Below are 18,257 nucleotides of genomic sequence, written 5' to 3'. Positions count from 1 at the left end.
AATTGAATACTATGAAAAGTAAATATGTAATACTTGCGTCAGCATTATTGATTTCAGTAGCTACTTTTGCTCAAAAAGATCAGATTAAAAGTGCTGAAAAAGCATTGAAAAATGGTGATGCTCAAGGAGCGCTTGCTATATTAAAAGATGCTGAAAATCTGGTAGTAAATGCCAAAGATGTTGAACAAGCTCAGTACTATTTCGTACAGGCTAATTCTTATTTAGATTTAGCAAATAAAAAAGTTGAAGAAGGGAAAAACTTGTCACTTGCAGCTGAGACTTTTAGAAAATTAATTGACATTGAAAACGCATCAGGAAAACAAAAGTACTCTACTCAGGCTGCAGCTTCAATTGCTGAAATTAAAGGAAAATTGATTAATTCTGCTATTGCAGATTCTCAGGCCAGCAAACATGTAGAAGGAGCAAAAAAATTGTATGATGCTTATTTATTAGATAAAAAAGATACAATCAATTTATATTATGCAGCTTCTACAGCAGTAAACGCTCAGGATTTTGATCTTGCTTTACCAATGTATGAAGAGTTAAAAAAATTGAACTTTTCAGGAAAAGGAACAAGCTACACAGCTGTAAATAAAATTTCCGGAAACGAAGATGGTTTTAATAATGCTAAAGAAAGAGATTTAGCTGTAAAATTAGGAACTCACGAAAAACCTAAAACAGAACCAATTCCTTCTAAAAGAGGTGAGATTTACAAAAATTTAGCTTTAATTTTAGTTCAAAAAGGACGTAGCGAAGATGCTAAAAAAGCAATCGCTGATGCTAGAAAAGCGAATCCGGAAGATACTTCTTTGATTCTTACTGAGGCTAACTTGTATTTAGAGTCTAAAGATTTTGAAACATACAAAAAATTAGTTGGTGAGGCTTTACAAAAAGAACCAAACAATGCTGATTTAGTATTTAACTTAGGAGTTCTTAGTGCAAATGCAAAAAACAATGCTGATGCTGAGAAATATTACCTAAAAGCAATCGAGATCAATCCAAGCTATGCAAACGCTTATCTTAACCTGGCAGCTTTAAAATTAGAAGCTGAAAAACCAATTATCGATGAGATGAATAAATTGGGTACTTCTGCAAAAGATATGAAACGTTATGATGTATTGAAAGCACAAAGAGAAAACGTTTTTAAAGGAGTAATTCCTTATCTTAAAAAAGCAAATGAATTAGATCCTAAAAACGAAGATGTTGCTAAAACATTATTAGGAGTTTATAAAGCGTTAGAAATGACTGCTGAGGCAAAAGCATTAAAAGCTACAATGAATTAATATTTCATTTTTGATATAAAAAAATCCCGCTTTTGCGGGATTTTTTTTGCTTAAAAAGTATCTTATTAATCAACTAAAGCAGCTGATAATGTAATTGTGGTATTTAAAAGCTTGGAAATTGGACAAATTTCTTTTGCTTTTGCTGCTGTCTTCTCGAATTCTTCTGCCGAGATATTAGGAACTTTTCCTTTTAAATCTAAATGAATCAATGTTATTGATCCATCTTCAAAAGTTACTGTAGCTTCTGTATTTAAATCATCTGCGGTAAAACCTCCCTCGTTAAGTAAAAAACTTAATTGCATCGTAAAACAGCCAGAATGCGCTGCAGCAACCAATTCTTCAGGATTTGTCCCAACTCCGTCAGCAAATCTTGTTTTAAATGATAATTGAGCATTGTCTAATGTTGTGCTCTGAGTGCTTATTTTTCCTGTTCCCTCCATACCGGTTCCTTTCCAGTTGGCATTTGCTTTTCTTGTAAATTTCATTTTCGTTGTTATTAAGATTAATAATTTGAATTTGTGTGTTTTTTGGATTATCAAAAGATGATGTGGTTAATCAAATATAATCAATATTTTACAGAATTGTTTTATGAAGTTGAATAGGAAATGTTAAGTTTCAGGTTTCAGGTTGGAATGAGATAAAGGTTGATGTGGATTTTACCGCAAAGATGCAAAGGTTTTTATCGCTTAGGTGTTTATGAAAAAAAACGCAAAGTTCACAAAGCTATTTCGACACAAAGCATTGCGAACTTTGTGTAAACCTTTGCATTTTTGCGGTAAAATGATCCCAACAAAAAAGGTGCAATGATATTTTCATTACACCTTATTTAATTTATTGTAGAAACTTAGAACTTTATTCTTGTCCCAGGTTACGTAATTGTTTCAATTTGTCTTTCCAAACTTCAAGACTTTCTTTGTGGATTGCAATGTTTTTGCGAACCTCAAGGACAATTGAGTTTTCTTTTTTAGCATTTTTAGTATTCGTAAAAAACTGGATATTGTTCTCTAACTGGAAAATCTCGTTTTGAACTTCTTCAATTTTACGCATTAAGAAAATCTTTTCGTTATCTAATTTTCGGGTATCGTTACTATCAGATAATGAATCCAGACGATTAGAGAAACGCATCATTTCAGTTTCTTTTTTACTCAAGCTTAATTTTTCAAAAAGGGCATCCAAAATTTTATTGAATTTTCCTTCGATATGACGTCTTGAAAAAGGTACTTTTCCATAACCTTTCCAGATTTCAATATGTGCTTTTATGGCATCAAGATCTGTCTTATGGTCGCCAGTAAGCTGATAAGCTCTTAGAATGTCTAAGTATGCTTTTTTATTGTCAAAAGCAGCTACCTCATCAACGTTTTCTTCAGATTTGTGTTCTTTTAGTTTATCAAAATAATGGTTGCAGGCATCTTTGAATTCTTTCCAGATTTTATCTGAATATTTTTTAGGCACATGTCCAATTTGTTTCCATTCTTCCTGAATTTGCTTCATGATTGGAGTAGTAGCCCCAAAATCTGTGCTTTCCTGTAATTCTTTTGCTTTGGCAACCAATGCCATTTTTTTGTTCAGGTTGTCGTTTTGATCCTTTTTTATGTCTTTGTAAAAAGAATTTTTAAAAGCATTAAAGTTTCTAACGGCAGCTTTAAATGCAGCCCAGGTTTCTTCGTTTACTTCAGATGGAACTTTTCCGGCAGCAAAAAACTCGTTTCTAAGTGCTTCTACTTTTTGTATTTGTATCAGCCACTGCGAGTGTGAATTTACTTTTTCAGTACCTAAAACCTCAATTTTAGCAATGATTTCTTTTTTAACTTCAAGATTTTGTTGTTCGTTTGCTCTTTGGCTTTCAAACAAAACTTCTCTTTTATCATGGATTTTTTTAGTGAGTTCGCTAAATTTATTCCAGATCGTATCACGATGTTCTTTAGAAACCGGTCCGATATCTTCTTTCCAGATTCTGTGTAAGTCCTGTAATTCGCGGAATGCTTTGCTAATGTCTGCTTCGTTTACTAACTCTTCAACACGGGCAATTATTTTTTGTTTTTGATCCAGATTGTATTTAAAATCTAAATCTCTTGCTTCACGATCTAAATGCAGGTAATCATAAAAATTCTCTACATGAAAGTGATAATTGTTCCAAACGTGATTGTATTTGTCTTTTGGAATTGCTCCGGCATTCTTCCATCTTTCTCTTAAATCATTAAAATGTTTAAGAGTATCTTTAATATTTTCCTGCGGATTTATAAGTTCTTTAAGTTCTTCAACTATGGCAAGTCTGGTATCTAAATTTGATTTTAGATTGGTTTGTAAATGCTTGAAATGAGCATTTCTTTTTTCTCTAAAAACGTTGTAATATTCGTCAAATTTAGATTTTAACGGAGAATGATATTCAAATTCTTCATTTGGATCTTCTTTAGAAGCGTTAAATTCTTCTTTTTTCTCCTCTATCAGATGGTTGTATTGTAATAAAAATGACTTTTTAATTTCTTCAATATGATCTTTTACAGACATTACTTTATCTGTATTAACCAGTTTTTTTAGCTCATCAACTAATGCATCCATAGAGAAAGTGTCATAATCCTGCATAGGAATGTCATGACGCTCTTTTAGCGTTTCATCTTCACTTTCTTCGGCATTTGAATTTGTTATGGCATCTAATGCAGTTTGATGATTGGTTTCTGTAACTTCAGCTGTGTTTTCTGCTTCAGTTTCAGTTTCTGAGGTTAAATTTTCAGCAACTGTTTCAGATTCTGATGCTTCAATTGCATTATCTGGTGTAGAATCGGTAATTTCGATTTCTAATTTTCCGTCTGCTTCCTGCAGGTTATCATTCTTTTCTTCTAACATTTTAAATGTATAAGGTTTTTATTTTAAACAGAGCGAAAGATAGTAAAGGTGTTTCTAAATACAAAATAAATCGTTTGTTTATACGCTATTTTGCGATGAAATTCTTATTCATTGTCTATATTTTGGCTTATGATCAGAATTTTTTAGTTGTTTTCGTTGCAGTAAATTCAAATTAAGAATCAATACTCTTTTAAGAAAATTGAAATTAAATTGGTATCGTTAATTCTAAATTTTGATTTTACTTTAAATTAAAACAAAATCAACATTCCGGCTTCTATACCATAATTATAGGATTTATGACCTCCAAAGCCTATACTTGGATGAAGGTACGCCATATCGTTTTTGGTTATCTTTCTCCCAAATTCTATGAAAGCATTATTTGGGTAACTTTTTGCCGTTGCATTATATCTAAAAGCAACATCGGCTGCAATCCAGTTTTTTCCAAGAAGGTACATGAAATAATTTTCGAATGCAGTTGTGTTTACGTTTTGTCTGTTATCAGATCCGGCAAAGCTAGCCTGGTTTTCTAAAGAAGCGATCCAGAGTATCTTTTTTTCTTTTATATAAGCGCCATAAAATATTGCCGGAGCCAGAACCCATTTTCCGGTCCCTAATGCCGGATCTACAGCCGAATTTGAAATCACTCTGACTCTAAAGGCAAGTCCTTTGTTTTTGTTTAAATAAGGAATGTAACTTATGCCAACTCCAATATCTCCAATTCCGGTTTTGTTAATAGAAGAAGTATTGGTTGATATTAAAGGTAAATCGACTCTTAGATTCCATGCTTTGTTAGCGATAGGATGTAAGAATCGAAGTTCTGTAGTGTTATACGATCCGGAATGCGTATCTAAATACTCATTAAAGAGTAAAATTGTTTTTAAATAATAATGATACCTTGCCTCGGTATAAGGATTTGTTTTAAGCTCTGAGGTATCCTGAGCTATTATGGAATAAGGAATTAAAAAGGCTAATAAATAAAAATGTAATTTATTCATAACTACTTATTAATGAGTAGTCTAAATTACGAAAATTAGATTAACGATTTGTTTTTATTTATTCCAGATTTTCCATGCTTTTTCTGCCTGAAAGATAAGCATATCGTATCCGTTTTTGATTACTGCACCTCTTTCTTTTGCATTTTTTAAAAATTGAGTTTCTGCCGGATTGTATATTAGATCGTAGGCAATATGCTTTTCTGTAAAAAACTCATAAGGAAGATCAGGACAAGCTTCTGTATTTGGACTTGTACCAACTGGTGTGCAATTAATGATAATTTGAAAGTTATCAAAAGTAGTTGCATTGATTAAGTTATAATCAATAATGTTTTCTTTGGCTTCTCTTGAAACAAAAGTGTATAAAATGCCAAGTTCATCAAGGGCAAAAGCAACACCTTTTGATGCACCGCCAGTACCCAGAATAAGTGCTTTTTTATGATGTGGTTCCAATAAAGGTTCTAATGATTTTTTGAAGCCATAATAATCGGTGTTGTAACCTTTTAATTTACCATTTTTAGTAAACTTAATAGTATTTACAGCACCAATTAAAGCTGCTTTTTTTGAAAGTTTGTCTAAGAAGGGAATTACTTGTTCTTTGTACGGAATTGTAACATTTAGTCCTTTTAAATCAGGATTATTTTTAAGTAAACCTGTTAAATGGTTAATATCGGCAATGTCAAAATTCTCGTAGCTGTTACCGGCAAAAACCTCATCACTAAATTTTTCTGTAAAATATCCTTTAGAAAATGAGTAACTAATATTGCGGCCTAACAAGCCAAAACGTCTTCTTAAAATATCAATCATTATTACTTTCTATGTTTTTCAATATAATTTTTAACCATTTTTTTTGACCATACTACAGGAAATAAATCTTCGATTAAAATATAGTTATCAAAGTTTAAACGTAAACCATTGCTTAAATGGAATTTTGCTTTGGTATTGTCCTGAATCATGAAATACAATCCGGCTAAACGATATTCGATTTCGTTCTCTTCCGGAAAATATTCTGAAGCCTGAAGTAAGGTTTGAATTGCAGTTTCAAATTCGCCCAGAAACTGAAGAATATCTACCCAAAACAACCAGGTGTCTAAGGCGTAATCTCCAAATTCTACGGCTTTTCTATAACCAAATTCAGCTTCTTCAAAAAAGTTCATTTGTTTGTTTATCGTTGCATAACGTTTCCAGTACAATCGATTTTGATTGTCGATAGCCAAAGCTTTATTGACAAAGAATAATGCTTTCTGGAAGTTTTTTTGACGAACGTAAAAGTCTGTAATCGCAATCCAGCCTTTGTCTAAAAGCGGATCTTCATGAACAGTCTGATTGTAATATTGAAGTGCTTTTATAGAATTACCTAATTTTTCGTAGCATTTTCCAATACGCAATAAAGCATAAGAAGTTGCATCGTCAAGTTCGATAGTACGATTGTAGCTTTCGATAGCTTCAGTGTACTTTTTCAAACGTTCGTAAGCTTTTGCTTTTTCCATAAATGCCCCTAAAAACTCATCGTCAATCAGGGTTGCATAATCAAAAGCGCGAATCGCATTTTCGTATTCTTTTACACCATAATGCAGGCGCCCAAGCTGATGCCAGGCGATTTCGCTGTATGGGTTTTTATTGATGTAATCATTAAGATAAACGATCGCTTCCTGATTTTGATCTAAAAATTCAAAACAGTACACTACGTTATACAAGGCAGACTGATCTTCCAAATCTTCTTCAAGACATTTGATGAAGCTGTCTTTTGCCATCTCAAGGTTATCCATAAAAAGATATTCCATTCCAATCAAGTTGTACACATCAGCATAGTCATCAGTATATTGCAGGGCAATTTTAAGTAATTCTACCGCTTTTTCGTGTTGATCTCTTTTAGAACAAATATTGGCTTTCTGGATGTAAATTTCCTCGTTGTTAGGTTCGATTGCATATAACTCATTTAAGAGTTTCTCGGCGATTTCTAGTTTGTCGTCGTAAACCAGCATTTCTACTTGTACTAATTTTAAGCCTGTAGATTTTGGGTGCTGGTCTAATGCAAGTTTCAAGGCTTTTTTTGCTAAATTAGCCTTGCCTATGTCTAAATAATGAAGAATAATTTCTTCAAATTCTTCAGAGTCAAAAAAGAGTACTTTGTTAGTTTTTAACATAGACTCAAATTTGGATAGGGATAGGTTATAATCTTCTTCTTCGTTGCTTAATTGCATACTCTCTTTATTTGAAATTAGCCTGTTATAAATTTAGGCAACCATATTATTGTTGTGAGGAATGGAAATTAATTGTTGTGAACAATTTAATTAACAATATGGACAGAATTTCGATTCTGTTTTTAGTTATAATCTTTGATTTTTTAAAGATTAATTTTGAATTTTACTTTGCTTATTTATTTTTCATGATTTCATCCATAACATTTAAGATTATGGCACAACCTTCTTTTATTTCTTCTTCAGAAATGGTTAACGGCGGTGTTATTCTTATTGCGCATCCTTCAAACAATAACCAGAATAAAATAAGCCCTTTGTCCTGACAGTTTAAAATAACCTGATTGGTTATTTCGGCTGTTTCTGTCATGGCGGCAAGCATTAATCCTTTTCCTCTAACTTCCTTTATCAAAGGATGTACCAAAAGCGATCTGAAGAGTTTTTCCTTGTCTAAAGCTTCCTGCATTAGATTTGTTTCAGTTAATTCCTGCAAAGTTGCCAAACAGGCTGACGCAATGACAGGGTGGCCTCCAAAAGTAGTTATATGTCCCAATTTTGGGTTTTCAGTCAAAAGATCCATTTTTTCTGCAGATGCAGTAAATGCACCAACCGGCATTCCGCCGCCCATTCCTTTTCCCATAACGACAATATCTGGTATGACATCGTAGTTTTGAAAGCCGAAAAGTTTTCCGGTTCTCCCAAATCCCGGCTGAATTTCGTCTACAATCATCAAGGCTCCAACCTCATCACAGCGTTTACGTACTTTTTGTAGAAAATTATCCTGGGGCTGAATAAATCCAGCTCCGCCCTGAATCGTTTCTAAAAGTATTGCGGCTGTTTTGGTTGTTATTTTTTGTAAATCTTCTTCGTTGTTAAATGTGATAAAATCAACATCAGGTAGCAAAGGGCGAAAAGCCTGTTTGCGTTCTTCAAAACCCATTACACTCATTGAGCCCATTGTATTGCCATGATAAGCATTGTGACACGAAATAAGCTGACTGCGTCCTGTTGTTCTTTTGGCTAGTTTTAAAGCACCTTCAATTGCTTCTGTACCTGAATTGACTAAATAGGTTTTGTTTAAAGATTCAGGCAGGAGTGAAGCTAATAATTTGCAATATTGCACTGCCGGACTTTGTGAATATTCACCATAAACCATAACGTGCGAATATTTGTCCAGCTGATCTTTAATGGCCTGATTTACTCTTGGATGCTGATGCCCGAGTGTGCAAGCCGAAACTCCGGCAACAAAATCTAAATATTTATTATCGCTGGTATCATAAATGTAAGAGCCAATAGCATGTGAAACTTCCATTCCTAAAGGATAAGGAGAAGTTTGTGCCTGGTATTTTATAAAATCTGAATTCACTGTTGTTTGTTTTAAAAGTTTCAGGTTTCAGGTTGACTGGAAACTAAAAACTGAGACTGAGACTGAATTTATCCGCAAAGATCGCAAAGTTTTATGCAAAGTTGGCTAAGTTTTAAATCAAGTTTGTATTATTAAAATGCAAAGCTTGCAAAGTTTTTAAACTGTAAACCCTGATTGAAACTGCGACTAATTTTGCCACAAAAAAGTGAAACTGAAAACTATTTCTTAGTCTTCGTGTTTGCTTTTGTGGTGCTTGTTTTCGTTGTACTTGTTTTTACTGCAGGTTTCTTTTTATCGTAATTCAGGGTTTCCTGTCTTATTTTCATCGGAACGTTTTTGTTCGTAGCTTCTTCATCTTTTCCTTCCTGAATTAATTTGTCATTGAGTTCATTGTCTTCGGCAGTAAAAATATCATCTTTTGATTTTATTCGTTCATCACCACGCCAACGCAAGCCTTTTAGTTTACGGGCATTTTCAGGTAAATCAGCTTCAGGGTATACATCTCCGTCTACTTTATTAAAAAAGGTGATGGTTTGGATATCATTATTTTCTAAAATAAGATTGATTTTACTGCTCACATTTTTATTGATTCCAATGAGTTCATTGTCATCATTCCGCATATAATAAACGACTTCGGTGTTTTTAATCACATCAACGTTATGGAGTTTTCCATCTTTGAATTTTCCAAATAAATTGAGTCCCTTAACCTGATTATATCCGGTTCCAAGAGTGTCCCGCGAGACTATAAAAGTATTGTTGAGTACTTTTAAGGAATCTAATTTTTTGGTATTATTATCTCCAATTAAATGCATAATATCGCCGGTGATCTGGCTTTCTCCATTCCATAAAATCGGGTTTCCAATCAGTTTGGTTAAAGCAGTTTTAGAATTCGAATGGATCGAATCGCACTTTCCGCTCATATCGATTTTATAAAAACGTACATTTTTATACGCCCTCAAAATTCGTTCGCCTTCTTTTCCCGTAACCATTAATTTTTGTCCGTGAATATAAACGGAATCTTTTTCGACAAGATTTATAGCTACAGCTCTTTTGGTTACAAACATCGAATCTTTTAGTTTGTAAATTTCGGCATAATGACCTTTTACAATTCCGCGATTAATCGAGTCTGTGATTTTTACATTTCGGGTCGCCGAGGCAAATTCAATATTCCGGTTGTAATACAAACTGTCCCCTTCTATAAGCCGGTCATCGTATTTGATATAGGATTTTCTTAAAAAATGGGCCAGGTTTTTCTTGGTATCGTAAAAACCTTTTTCAGTGTAGATGTAATTAGATTTACTGGTAATGGTCGAAGGACCAAATAAATAAGTGTGTCCGGAATTGCTGTAATAATCTAAATGATTTGATTTTATAACATATTTTGGATTTGTAATGGTAACTTCTGTCAGAAATTGAAATTTTTTCTCTTCAACAAAATACCTTCCGGATTTACTCACCAATGTATTGTCTTTATTTACAATTGTACCTTTAGTGTTATAAAAAACCTGCTGAACATTTCGATCAAAATTAATTGTATCAGTTTTTAAAGTTGCATCCGGTGAGCTCATTACAGCATCACCTGTTGCAAAAGCTTTTTTCAGATTTCCGCTATATTCCGCATATTTACTATTCAAAAATAAAGTATCACCTTGTACCAATTGTACATTTCCAAAAGCTTTAAGGTAGTTGTCTTTTTGAAAATAGTAAGCTTTATTACAAGTTAAAACCACGCCATCGTGATTTACTTTTACGTTTCCAATTAGTAACAAAGCGCCGGGAACTTCATTTTCGTTTATTTCCTGAAAGTCTGCATTTTCAACAAATATAGTTTTCGGTTTTTGTGCAAAAGTGGATTGTACGCTTAGAAAAAGCAAACAATAAAATATGAAAAAGAGTGATTTCTTCAATTGATTAAATTTTTGTCAAATTTATGAAAAAGGTTACAACCATATAATGTTATTAGGATTAAATTATAGTTTTTAGATAAAAGGTTCAGAGTGGCAAAGCTAAAAGGGTTTGTTAGTGTTTTTGTAAATGAATTTTATTTACAATGTATATCATAGAGATGTACAAAAGTACGTCTAACAAAGCGTTGTAGGCTTAAAGTCAAAAATGCAAAGATTTCAAGTTTTAGGTTCTGTAGAAAACCTTTGAACCTTTGTCACTCTGAACCTCTGCCACTTTTTAAAATTATCAACAAAATACAGAACTCTTTCGTTGTAGTTGAGTTTTTCAAAGCGCAATTGCGACAAAGATGATTTTAGTCTCTTATGAATTTAAAATTTAGCCTAAATTTAGAAAATGATTTCTGAATGGTGATTTGATCTCTAATTCAGGAAAAGAATTAGTTTATAAATGCATTATGGTAAATAAAAAAGTTTTTGTTGCAGGATTGGCTGCAGCCATGCTGTTTAGCGCATGTAAAACCAAAGATTTAAAAATGAATACAGCTAAAAAGGAAAATACCGCTGAAAAGAAAATTGTAGTATATCAGGTTTTTACCCGTTTGTTTGGAAATAAAAATACAACCAATAAACCCTGGGGCACAATTGAAGAAAATGGCGTTGGAAAATTTAATGATTTTACAGATAGAGCACTTCATGAAATAAAAGATCTGGGGGTAACTTATATTTGGTATACTGGAGTTCCGCATCATGCTTTGGTTCGGGATTATAAAGCTTATGGAATTTCTGATAATGATCCTGAAGTGGTTAAAGGGCGCGCAGGTTCTCCTTACGCTGTAAAAGATTATTATAATGTAAATCCTGATTTAGCAGTAAATCCGGCTAAGAGACTGCAGGAATTTGAAGCTTTGATTGACAGAACGCATAAAGCAGGCCTAAAATTAATTATTGACATTGTGCCTAATCATATTGCCCGAAAATATGAAGGAAAAAGCAATCCTGAAGGAGTAAAAGATTTTGGCGCAGATGATGATGTGAATGTTGAATACAAAAGAGATAATAATTTCTATTATATTCCAAAAGCGCACTTTGAAATTCCGGATGGAGACATTCCGTTAAACGGAGAAAAAAATCCGTTAGTAGACGGCGTATTTGATGAAAATCCTGCAAAATGGACAGGAAACGGATCCCGAAAAATGAAACCGGATCAAAACGACTGGTATGAAACTGTAAAAGTAAATTACGGAGTTCGTCCTGATGGTTCTAAAGATTTTCCTGAACTTCCGGCTGGATTTGATCAAAAGGATTACAAAGAACATTTTGCTTTTTGGCAAGACAAAGATGTACCGGATTCCTGGAAAAAATTTAAATCAATTGCATTATACTGGACCGCAAAAGGTGTTGATGGATTTCGTTATGATATGGCCGAAATGGTTCCGTATGAATTTTGGAGTTATATGAATTCTGCGATCAAAATGAAAAACCCGAACGCTTTTTTACTGGCAGAAGTTTATAATCCCAAAGAATATCGTAATTATATTCATTTAGGAAAAATGGATTATTTATACGATAAAGTAGAAACTTATGATAAACTAAAAGATATTATTCGTGGGAAATCATCTCCTGATGGGCTTTCAGATATTCAGAAAGGAATGGCGGATATTGAACATCACATGCTTCATTTTCTGGATAATCATGATGAACAGCGTTTAGCAAGTCCTGAGTTTGCCGGAACACCAGAACGCGGAAAACCTTTAATGGTCGTTTCAACAACTTTAAGCACATCGCCAACAATGGTTTATTTTGGGCAGGAAGTAGGAGAGCCTGGAAATGAAAATGCGGGTTTTGGTACTCGCTCCAGAACTTCGATTTTTGATTATATTGGTGTTCCAAATCACCAGCGTTGGATGAACAATGGAAAGTTTGATGGAGGTCAGCTTTCTGAATCAGAGAAAAGTCTTCGTGATTTTTACAAACGGTTATTGAATTTTTCAATTGTCAGCCCGGCATTAATGGGAGGTTTTCAGGAAATACAAAGTGTAAATCGTGAAAATAATGCCGGATATGATGAATTGATTTATTCTTTTGTTCGTTGGTCCGAAAATCAAAAACTGATTGTTGTTGCTAATTTTTCTTCTGAGAAAACAAGCGAATTTGAGTTGAAGATTCCGGCAGATGTTATTGCAAAATGGAATTTAAAAGATGGTGAATATCAACTTACGGATCAATTGTATCAAGCGAATAAAACGTTGTTAAAAATAGAAAATGGAGTAGGAGTGGCAAGAATTAAAACTTTGCCTTCAGAATCGTTTATTTATGAATTAAAATAGGATTTATAGGTTCTGATATTTTTTGGTAATTCAAAATAAGAATAACCCATAAAAAAAGCTGATACTTTAATTTGTATCAGCTTTTTGTTTATACTTTCTTGACTTTCTTTAAAGCCTCGACGTAATATTCGTTTACTTTTTCCCAATTGATATGTTCGTAAAAAGCATCAATATAACTTCCTTTTCTGTTTTGATAATCCAGATAATAAGCATGTTCCCATAAATCAATACCTAAAATAGGTGTGCCTGGAATTAAAGCGTTTTTCATCAAAGGATTATCCTGATTTTCTGTAGTTGTTATTTGTAATTTTCCATAACGGTCAACAACCAGCCAAACCCAGCCTGAACCAAACTGTTTTTCTGCCTGTGCTTTAAATTGACTCGTAAGATTGTTAAAAGAACCAAATTCTTTATTTATAGAACCTGCAAGAGTGTCTTTTGGAGTTTCTTCTTTTGGAGTCAAGATGTTGAAATAAAGCGTATGATTATAGTATCCACCAGCATTCTGACGAAGCTTAGCATTGCTAAGATCCATTTTCTTCAGGATGTCTTCGATTGGCGAATTTTCAAATTCAGTATTTACAATTTCTTTATTAAAATTATTCGTGTACGTTAAATAATGTTTCGAATAATGCGTTTCTAAGGTAAGTGTTTTTATTGCCGGAGCTAAACCATCATAAGCAAAAGGAAGCTTTGTCATCTCAAAAGAACCCGGATCTGCTTTTACATCATTTGGCGATCCAATGGTTATTTTTTCCTCTTTAGTAGGTAAAGGGACTTCTACAACTTCGGTTAGCTTATTGTTATCATTACAAGAAAATAATAGAAAAAATGAAGCTAAAATGCTGAAACGAACAATGCTTTTCTTCATAATGTTAGTTATTTTGATGTTAGTGAATTAATGATTTCAATATAATTTTCTTTGGCTTCATCAATAGATATGTGACTTATCTGCATCCATGCATTTGTTTTGAAAGCATCTCTTAAATCAAAATTTTCAGATTGATTGTATACTGCAGTTCCAAAAGTTGCTTGTTTATAATAGGCATAAAGTCTTAACTGCACATCTTGTGGCAGTGAGGCCTGGGTCATTTTTAGAGCAGTTTCGACAGCCTCAGAAAAACGAGTATCTAAATCTTTTTCGATCATTAAGCTTTTGTAGCGATAATGGTTTTTCCTCCAATTGCTTTTTGGTTTAATACTACATTAATTGGAGTACCTAAAGGTAAAAATAAATCTACTCTTGAACCAAATTTTATAAAACCGGCATCAGTACCCTGAACAACCTGCATACCTTCCTGAGCATAATTTACAATTCTGCGTGCCAAAGCACCTGCAATTTGTCTGTATAGTATTTGTCCGAAAGTTTCGTTTTCGATTACTACAGTAGTTCTTTCATTTTCTTCGCTTGCTTTTGGATGCCATGCTACTAAAAATTTACCCGGATGGTATTTACTGAATTTTATAATTCCGTCCATTGCGTAACGTGTTACGTGTACGTTTATTGGAGACATAAAGATAGAAACCTGTAAACGTTTATCTTTAAAATACTCACCTTCGTAAACTTCTTCAATTACTACCACTTTTCCGTCAACAGGAGCAAGAATCTGATCGCTGTTTCTGATGGCAATTCTTTTAGGATTTCTAAAGAATTGTAAAATAATGATAAGAACTAGTAGGCCGGCAAATTGAACCAGCATTCTTAGCCAGGCAATATCAATGAATCTGTCAGCAATTAAAAGTACAGCTACTGCAAATACAGTACCTATTAAAATGGATGGGGCTCCTTCTTTATGAAACATAATACAAAATTTGATAAAATAAAAATATAATTGGTGCTACAAATATAACACTATCTAATCGATCTAGAATACCGCCGTGTCCGGGCATGATTGAACCGCTGTCTTTTACTCCGGCAATTCTTTTAAATTTTGATTCGATCAGGTCACCAATCGTTCCAAAAACACTCACGATTAAAGCAATAATAGTCCATATTAAAATAGATTTATTACTAAAAGCGGGATTAGGCTGAATGTAAAGTTTTGAAATTAAAAATCCGGCAAAAGCGGCAAATATGGCTCCACCCAGAAAACCTTCTACCGTTTTTTTAGGAGAAACGCGTTCAAATAATTTGTGTTTTCCCATAGATTTACCAACAAGATAGGCAAAGGTATCGTTTGTCCAGATCAGGATAAATAATCCAAGGATAATTTTAGGATTGTAACTATTAGTTCCAAATGAGATTTTTACAATAAAAATAAAAGGAAGCGTAATATAGCCTAAGAGGTATAAATATTTTGAAGAAGTACTTACTTTTTGAACAGAGTCATAAAACAAGAACAAAATACATTTGATTGATACCACTAAAGTAATCCCCAGAAGTACCAAATCCATTTGTTGGATATTGGTTTCTAAATCCAAATTAGATTTAGTCAATCCATTCAGATATGAGGTTGTTTGTTTATTGTAATGGCTAATCAGTATAATTACTGCATATAGTAAAGTGCCAAACAGAATCGAAAAGATTTTATTAAGATTTACTAAGTTGGAAAATTCGTAAATGGTAATGATTAGAAAAATGCCAAAAAGAATAATAAAGCTTTCGGTAGAAAACAGAATAGATGTTAGTAGTAAAGCAATATAAACAGCACCAGAAATGGTCCTCTTGAGTGTTTCATTCATCTTAAAGGTCTTCTAAAAGCAATAAATATAAATTCTTGGCAACACTTCCGTATTGTGTGAAATCTTCTTCTTTTGCTTTTTCGAAATATTTTATTGTGGTGATATTAGTTGGATAATCTCTTTCGTATTTGCGTTTAATGGCGCTAAGTCCGTCACTTTTTATGGAAAGAATCTGGCTGGTTGTGGCAATAATAACAATATTTGCGGGTAATTCGTTTGGTTTGTCTTGTCTGATTTGTTTTGATGAAAATAAGATAGAACCTTCATCAGCAATTAAATTTTCGCACGAAGCAAGTAAAAATTCGGGATTTCGAGGGGAGATATAAAGTAATTTATTCTCTTCTAATAAGCTAAAAAGAGCAGGCTCATAACATAAAACTTCCTTTTCAAACCAATCATTCTCTTCTAAGATATTTTCAAACTGTTCTGCAACTTCCTGTTTGTTTTCGCAATACAAAAATTTTCCGCCATTTTTCTTAAAGTTAAAAATGAACCTTTCGTCTATAGAAAGATGACTATCCTGAATTGGATTTCCTCCATATTGGCTTTCGTTCTCTTCATCAGAGGCAGCATCGCTTGAACCAAATATTTTTTTGAAAAAATTCATTTTATATGAAATACTTTACATGTTAATTGAAAACGTTCAAAGATAAAAAAATCTTAATTCAAAAGGTCATTTTGAATTAAGATTTTAAAAAATATTGAATATTTATTGCGTAATTTATGAAACTACTTCTTCTAAGTTTTTATCAAAAGTACGTTTTCCGAAAATGTTCTCTAAGTCATCTTTAAAAATAACTTCTTTTTCGATCAATATATCAGCAAGTTGATTTAGTTTGTCTTTGTTCTCTTGCAGAATTTGAATCGCTCTTTGGTATTGGCCTTCAATTAATTCTGAAATTTCAGCATCGATAATTTTAGCTGTTTCGTCAGAATATGGTTTAGAGAAGTTGTATTCGCTCTGACCTGTTGAATCATAATAAGTAACGTTTCCTATTTTTTCGTTCAATCCGTAAATGGTTACCATGGCACGGGCCTGACGTGTTACTTTTTCTAAATCGCTTAAAGCACCAGTAGAAATTCTGTCAAAAGTTACTTTTTCAGCAGCTCTTCCGCCCATCGTAGCACACATTTCGTCCAGCATTTGGTCAGTTCTCACGATTTGTCTTTCTTCTGGTAGGTACCATGCAGCTCCTAAACTTTGTCCACGAGGTACAATAGTTACTTTAATAAGTGGTGCAGCATGTTCCAGCATCCAGCTTACAGTAGCGTGACCTGCTTCGTGAATTGCGATTGCTCTTTTTTCTTCAGGAGTAATGATTTTGTTTTTCTTTTCAAGACCACCAATAATTCTGTCAACTGCATCAAGGAAATCTTGTCTGTCAACGGCAGTTTTGTTGTTACGGGCAGCAATTAAGGCAGCTTCGTTACAAACATTTGCAATATCAGCACCAGAGAATCCAGGAGTTTGCTTTGCTAAGAAATCAAGGTCAAGACCTTCGACTTTTTTGATTGGTGCTAAATGCACTGCAAATATCTCTGCTCTTTCGCGAATGTCCGGTAAGTCAACAAAAATTTGTCTGTCAAAACGACCTGCACGCATTAAAGCTTTGTCAAGAACATCAGCTCTGTTGGTTGCAGCTAAAACAATTACATTAGAGTTTGTACCAAAACCATCCATTTCTGTTAGTAATTGGTTCAGAGTGTTTTCTCTTTCGTCGTTTCCGCCTGACATGTTACTTTTTCCTCTTGCTCTACCAACAGCATCAATCTCGTCGATGAAGATAATAGCAGGAGATTTTTCTTTTGCCTGTTTGAATAGGTCACGAACACGTGAAGCACCAACTCCAACAAACATTTCTACGAAATCAGAACCTGATAAAGAGAAAAACGGTACCTGTGCTTCGCCAGCAACGGCTTTTGCTAATAAGGTTTTACCAGTTCCCGGAGGTCCTACAAGTAAAGCTCCTTTTGGGATTTTACCTCCTAAGTTTGTATATTTTTCAGGGTTTTTAAGGAATTCTACAATCTCTTGTATTTCTTCTTTAGCACCTTCTAAACCGGCAACATCTTTAAATGTTGTTTTGATATCTGTTTTTTCGTCAAACAATTTGGCTTTCGATTTTCCTATGTTGAAAATTTGTCCGCCACCGCCACCAGCTCCGCCTGACATTTTACGCATAATGAAAATCCATACACCTATAATGATGATGATTGGAAGAAGACTGATTAAAATGTCGCTCCAGTTGTTTTTTTGCAGGAAATTAAAATCTTTCAGTTTGCCTTCGCCAACTGCTTTTTCTAATTTAGTTTGAAAAATCTGATCATTACCAATCTCTAAAGTATAGTGAGGACCTTTGTTTGGTCTTTCAAAAATATCTTTAGCTACTTTTTTGTTGGCAGGATCTTTAAGGGCAGCAGCATTTAAATATACCTCAGCTTCTGCTTTATTGTAAACGATCACTTTTTCAATTTGTCCTTTTTCTAATAATGTATTGAATTTAGAAGAAGTTAATTGTGCAGGCTCGCTTAAGTTAGATCCTCCGGTTGCAAAACTAATAAATAAAAAAACTAAAAGTATTGCGGTGTATATTAACCAGGGACTTATTTTAAATTTACTCGGATTTGGATTATTATCTTTAGCCATTAGAAAAATTT

General features: G+C 33.4%; 15 protein-coding genes. 2 read left to right on the top strand and 13 right to left on the bottom strand.

Annotated features, from left to right (window positions below; genetic code table 11):
- Positions 1–11: 11 nt before the first annotated feature.
- Positions 12–1,283 carry a tetratricopeptide repeat protein gene (locus A4F88_RS13210; protein ID WP_068843084.1) on the top strand — a complete coding sequence of 424 codons (1,272 nt, stop codon included), beginning with the start codon at positions 12–14 and terminating at the stop codon, positions 1,281–1,283.
- 65 nt (positions 1,284–1,348) lie between these two features.
- Here A4F88_RS13210 and A4F88_RS13205 read toward each other — a convergent pair whose 3' ends face one another.
- From A4F88_RS13205 to A4F88_RS13175, 7 genes are all read right to left on the bottom strand, one after another.
- The gene (locus A4F88_RS13205; protein WP_068843083.1) at positions 1,349–1,768 is read right to left on the bottom strand and encodes an OsmC family protein; all 420 of its coding nucleotides are present in this window, start codon (positions 1,766–1,768) and stop codon (positions 1,349–1,351) included.
- A gap of 367 nt (positions 1,769–2,135) precedes the next feature.
- The gene (locus A4F88_RS13200; RefSeq protein ID WP_068843082.1) at positions 2,136–4,127 is read right to left on the bottom strand and encodes a DUF349 domain-containing protein; all 1,992 of its coding nucleotides are present in this window, start codon (positions 4,125–4,127) and stop codon (positions 2,136–2,138) included.
- A 248-nt stretch (positions 4,128–4,375) separates the two neighbouring features.
- Positions 4,376–5,122 (bottom strand): lipid A phosphoethanolamine transferase, encoded by a 747-nt coding sequence (locus A4F88_RS13195; protein ID WP_068843081.1) that lies wholly within the window; start codon positions 5,120–5,122, stop codon positions 4,376–4,378.
- A gap of 54 nt (positions 5,123–5,176) precedes the next feature.
- On the bottom strand, positions 5,177–5,926 hold the full coding sequence (locus tag A4F88_RS13190) for a shikimate dehydrogenase family protein (RefSeq protein ID WP_068843080.1): 750 nt from the start codon (positions 5,924–5,926) through the stop codon (positions 5,177–5,179).
- 2 nt (positions 5,927–5,928) lie between these two features.
- Entirely contained in the window at positions 5,929–7,323 is a 1,395-nt protein-coding gene (locus A4F88_RS13185; protein ID WP_068843079.1) for a tetratricopeptide repeat protein, read from the bottom strand.
- A 172-nt stretch (positions 7,324–7,495) separates the two neighbouring features.
- The gene (locus A4F88_RS13180) at positions 7,496–8,683 is read right to left on the bottom strand and encodes an aspartate aminotransferase family protein (RefSeq protein ID WP_068843078.1); all 1,188 of its coding nucleotides are present in this window, start codon (positions 8,681–8,683) and stop codon (positions 7,496–7,498) included.
- A gap of 218 nt (positions 8,684–8,901) precedes the next feature.
- A complete protein-coding gene (locus A4F88_RS13175) occupies positions 8,902–10,590 on the bottom strand; it encodes an OstA-like protein (protein WP_245179110.1) in 1,689 nt (562 codons plus the stop codon).
- Between the two features lie 455 nt (positions 10,591–11,045).
- On the opposite strand from A4F88_RS13175, the gene A4F88_RS13170 reads away from it, so the two are divergent.
- Complete coding sequence (locus A4F88_RS13170) at positions 11,046–12,917, top strand: alpha-amylase family glycosyl hydrolase (RefSeq protein ID WP_068843076.1); 1,872 nt, start codon at positions 11,046–11,048, stop codon at positions 12,915–12,917.
- An 88-nt stretch (positions 12,918–13,005) separates the two neighbouring features.
- On the opposite strand, the gene A4F88_RS13165 is transcribed toward A4F88_RS13170, so the two are convergent.
- From A4F88_RS13165 to ftsH, 6 genes are all read right to left on the bottom strand, one after another.
- Positions 13,006–13,788 carry a superoxide dismutase gene (locus A4F88_RS13165; protein WP_068843075.1) on the bottom strand — a complete coding sequence of 261 codons (783 nt, stop codon included), beginning with the start codon at positions 13,786–13,788 and terminating at the stop codon, positions 13,006–13,008.
- 8 nt (positions 13,789–13,796) lie between these two features.
- Positions 13,797–14,066 (bottom strand): acyl-CoA-binding protein, encoded by a 270-nt coding sequence (locus tag A4F88_RS13160; protein WP_068843074.1) that lies wholly within the window; start codon positions 14,064–14,066, stop codon positions 13,797–13,799.
- On the bottom strand, positions 14,066–14,719 hold the full coding sequence (locus A4F88_RS13155; RefSeq protein ID WP_068843073.1) for a phosphatidylserine decarboxylase family protein: 654 nt from the start codon (positions 14,717–14,719) through the stop codon (positions 14,066–14,068). The genes A4F88_RS13160 and A4F88_RS13155 overlap by 1 nt, the downstream gene beginning before the upstream one ends.
- The gene (locus tag A4F88_RS13150) at positions 14,709–15,599 is read right to left on the bottom strand and encodes a phosphatidate cytidylyltransferase (RefSeq protein WP_068843072.1); all 891 of its coding nucleotides are present in this window, start codon (positions 15,597–15,599) and stop codon (positions 14,709–14,711) included. Before A4F88_RS13150 ends, A4F88_RS13155 begins: the two co-directional genes overlap by 11 nt.
- Before the next feature lies 1 nt (position 15,600).
- Positions 15,601–16,206 carry a lactate utilization protein B/C gene (locus A4F88_RS13145; RefSeq protein ID WP_068843071.1) on the bottom strand — a complete coding sequence of 202 codons (606 nt, stop codon included), beginning with the start codon at positions 16,204–16,206 and terminating at the stop codon, positions 15,601–15,603.
- A 114-nt stretch (positions 16,207–16,320) separates the two neighbouring features.
- Positions 16,321–18,246 carry an ATP-dependent zinc metalloprotease FtsH gene (gene ftsH, locus A4F88_RS13140; RefSeq protein WP_068843070.1) on the bottom strand — a complete coding sequence of 642 codons (1,926 nt, stop codon included), beginning with the start codon at positions 18,244–18,246 and terminating at the stop codon, positions 16,321–16,323.
- Positions 18,247–18,257: the final 11 nt, after the last annotated feature.

The organism is Flavobacterium chilense, from assembly GCF_001602525.1.
Classification (GTDB): domain Bacteria; phylum Bacteroidota; class Bacteroidia; order Flavobacteriales; family Flavobacteriaceae; genus Flavobacterium; species Flavobacterium chilense.
Note: the sequence above shows the minus strand (reverse complement) of the source record. Positions and strands in the feature narration are given on the sequence as shown.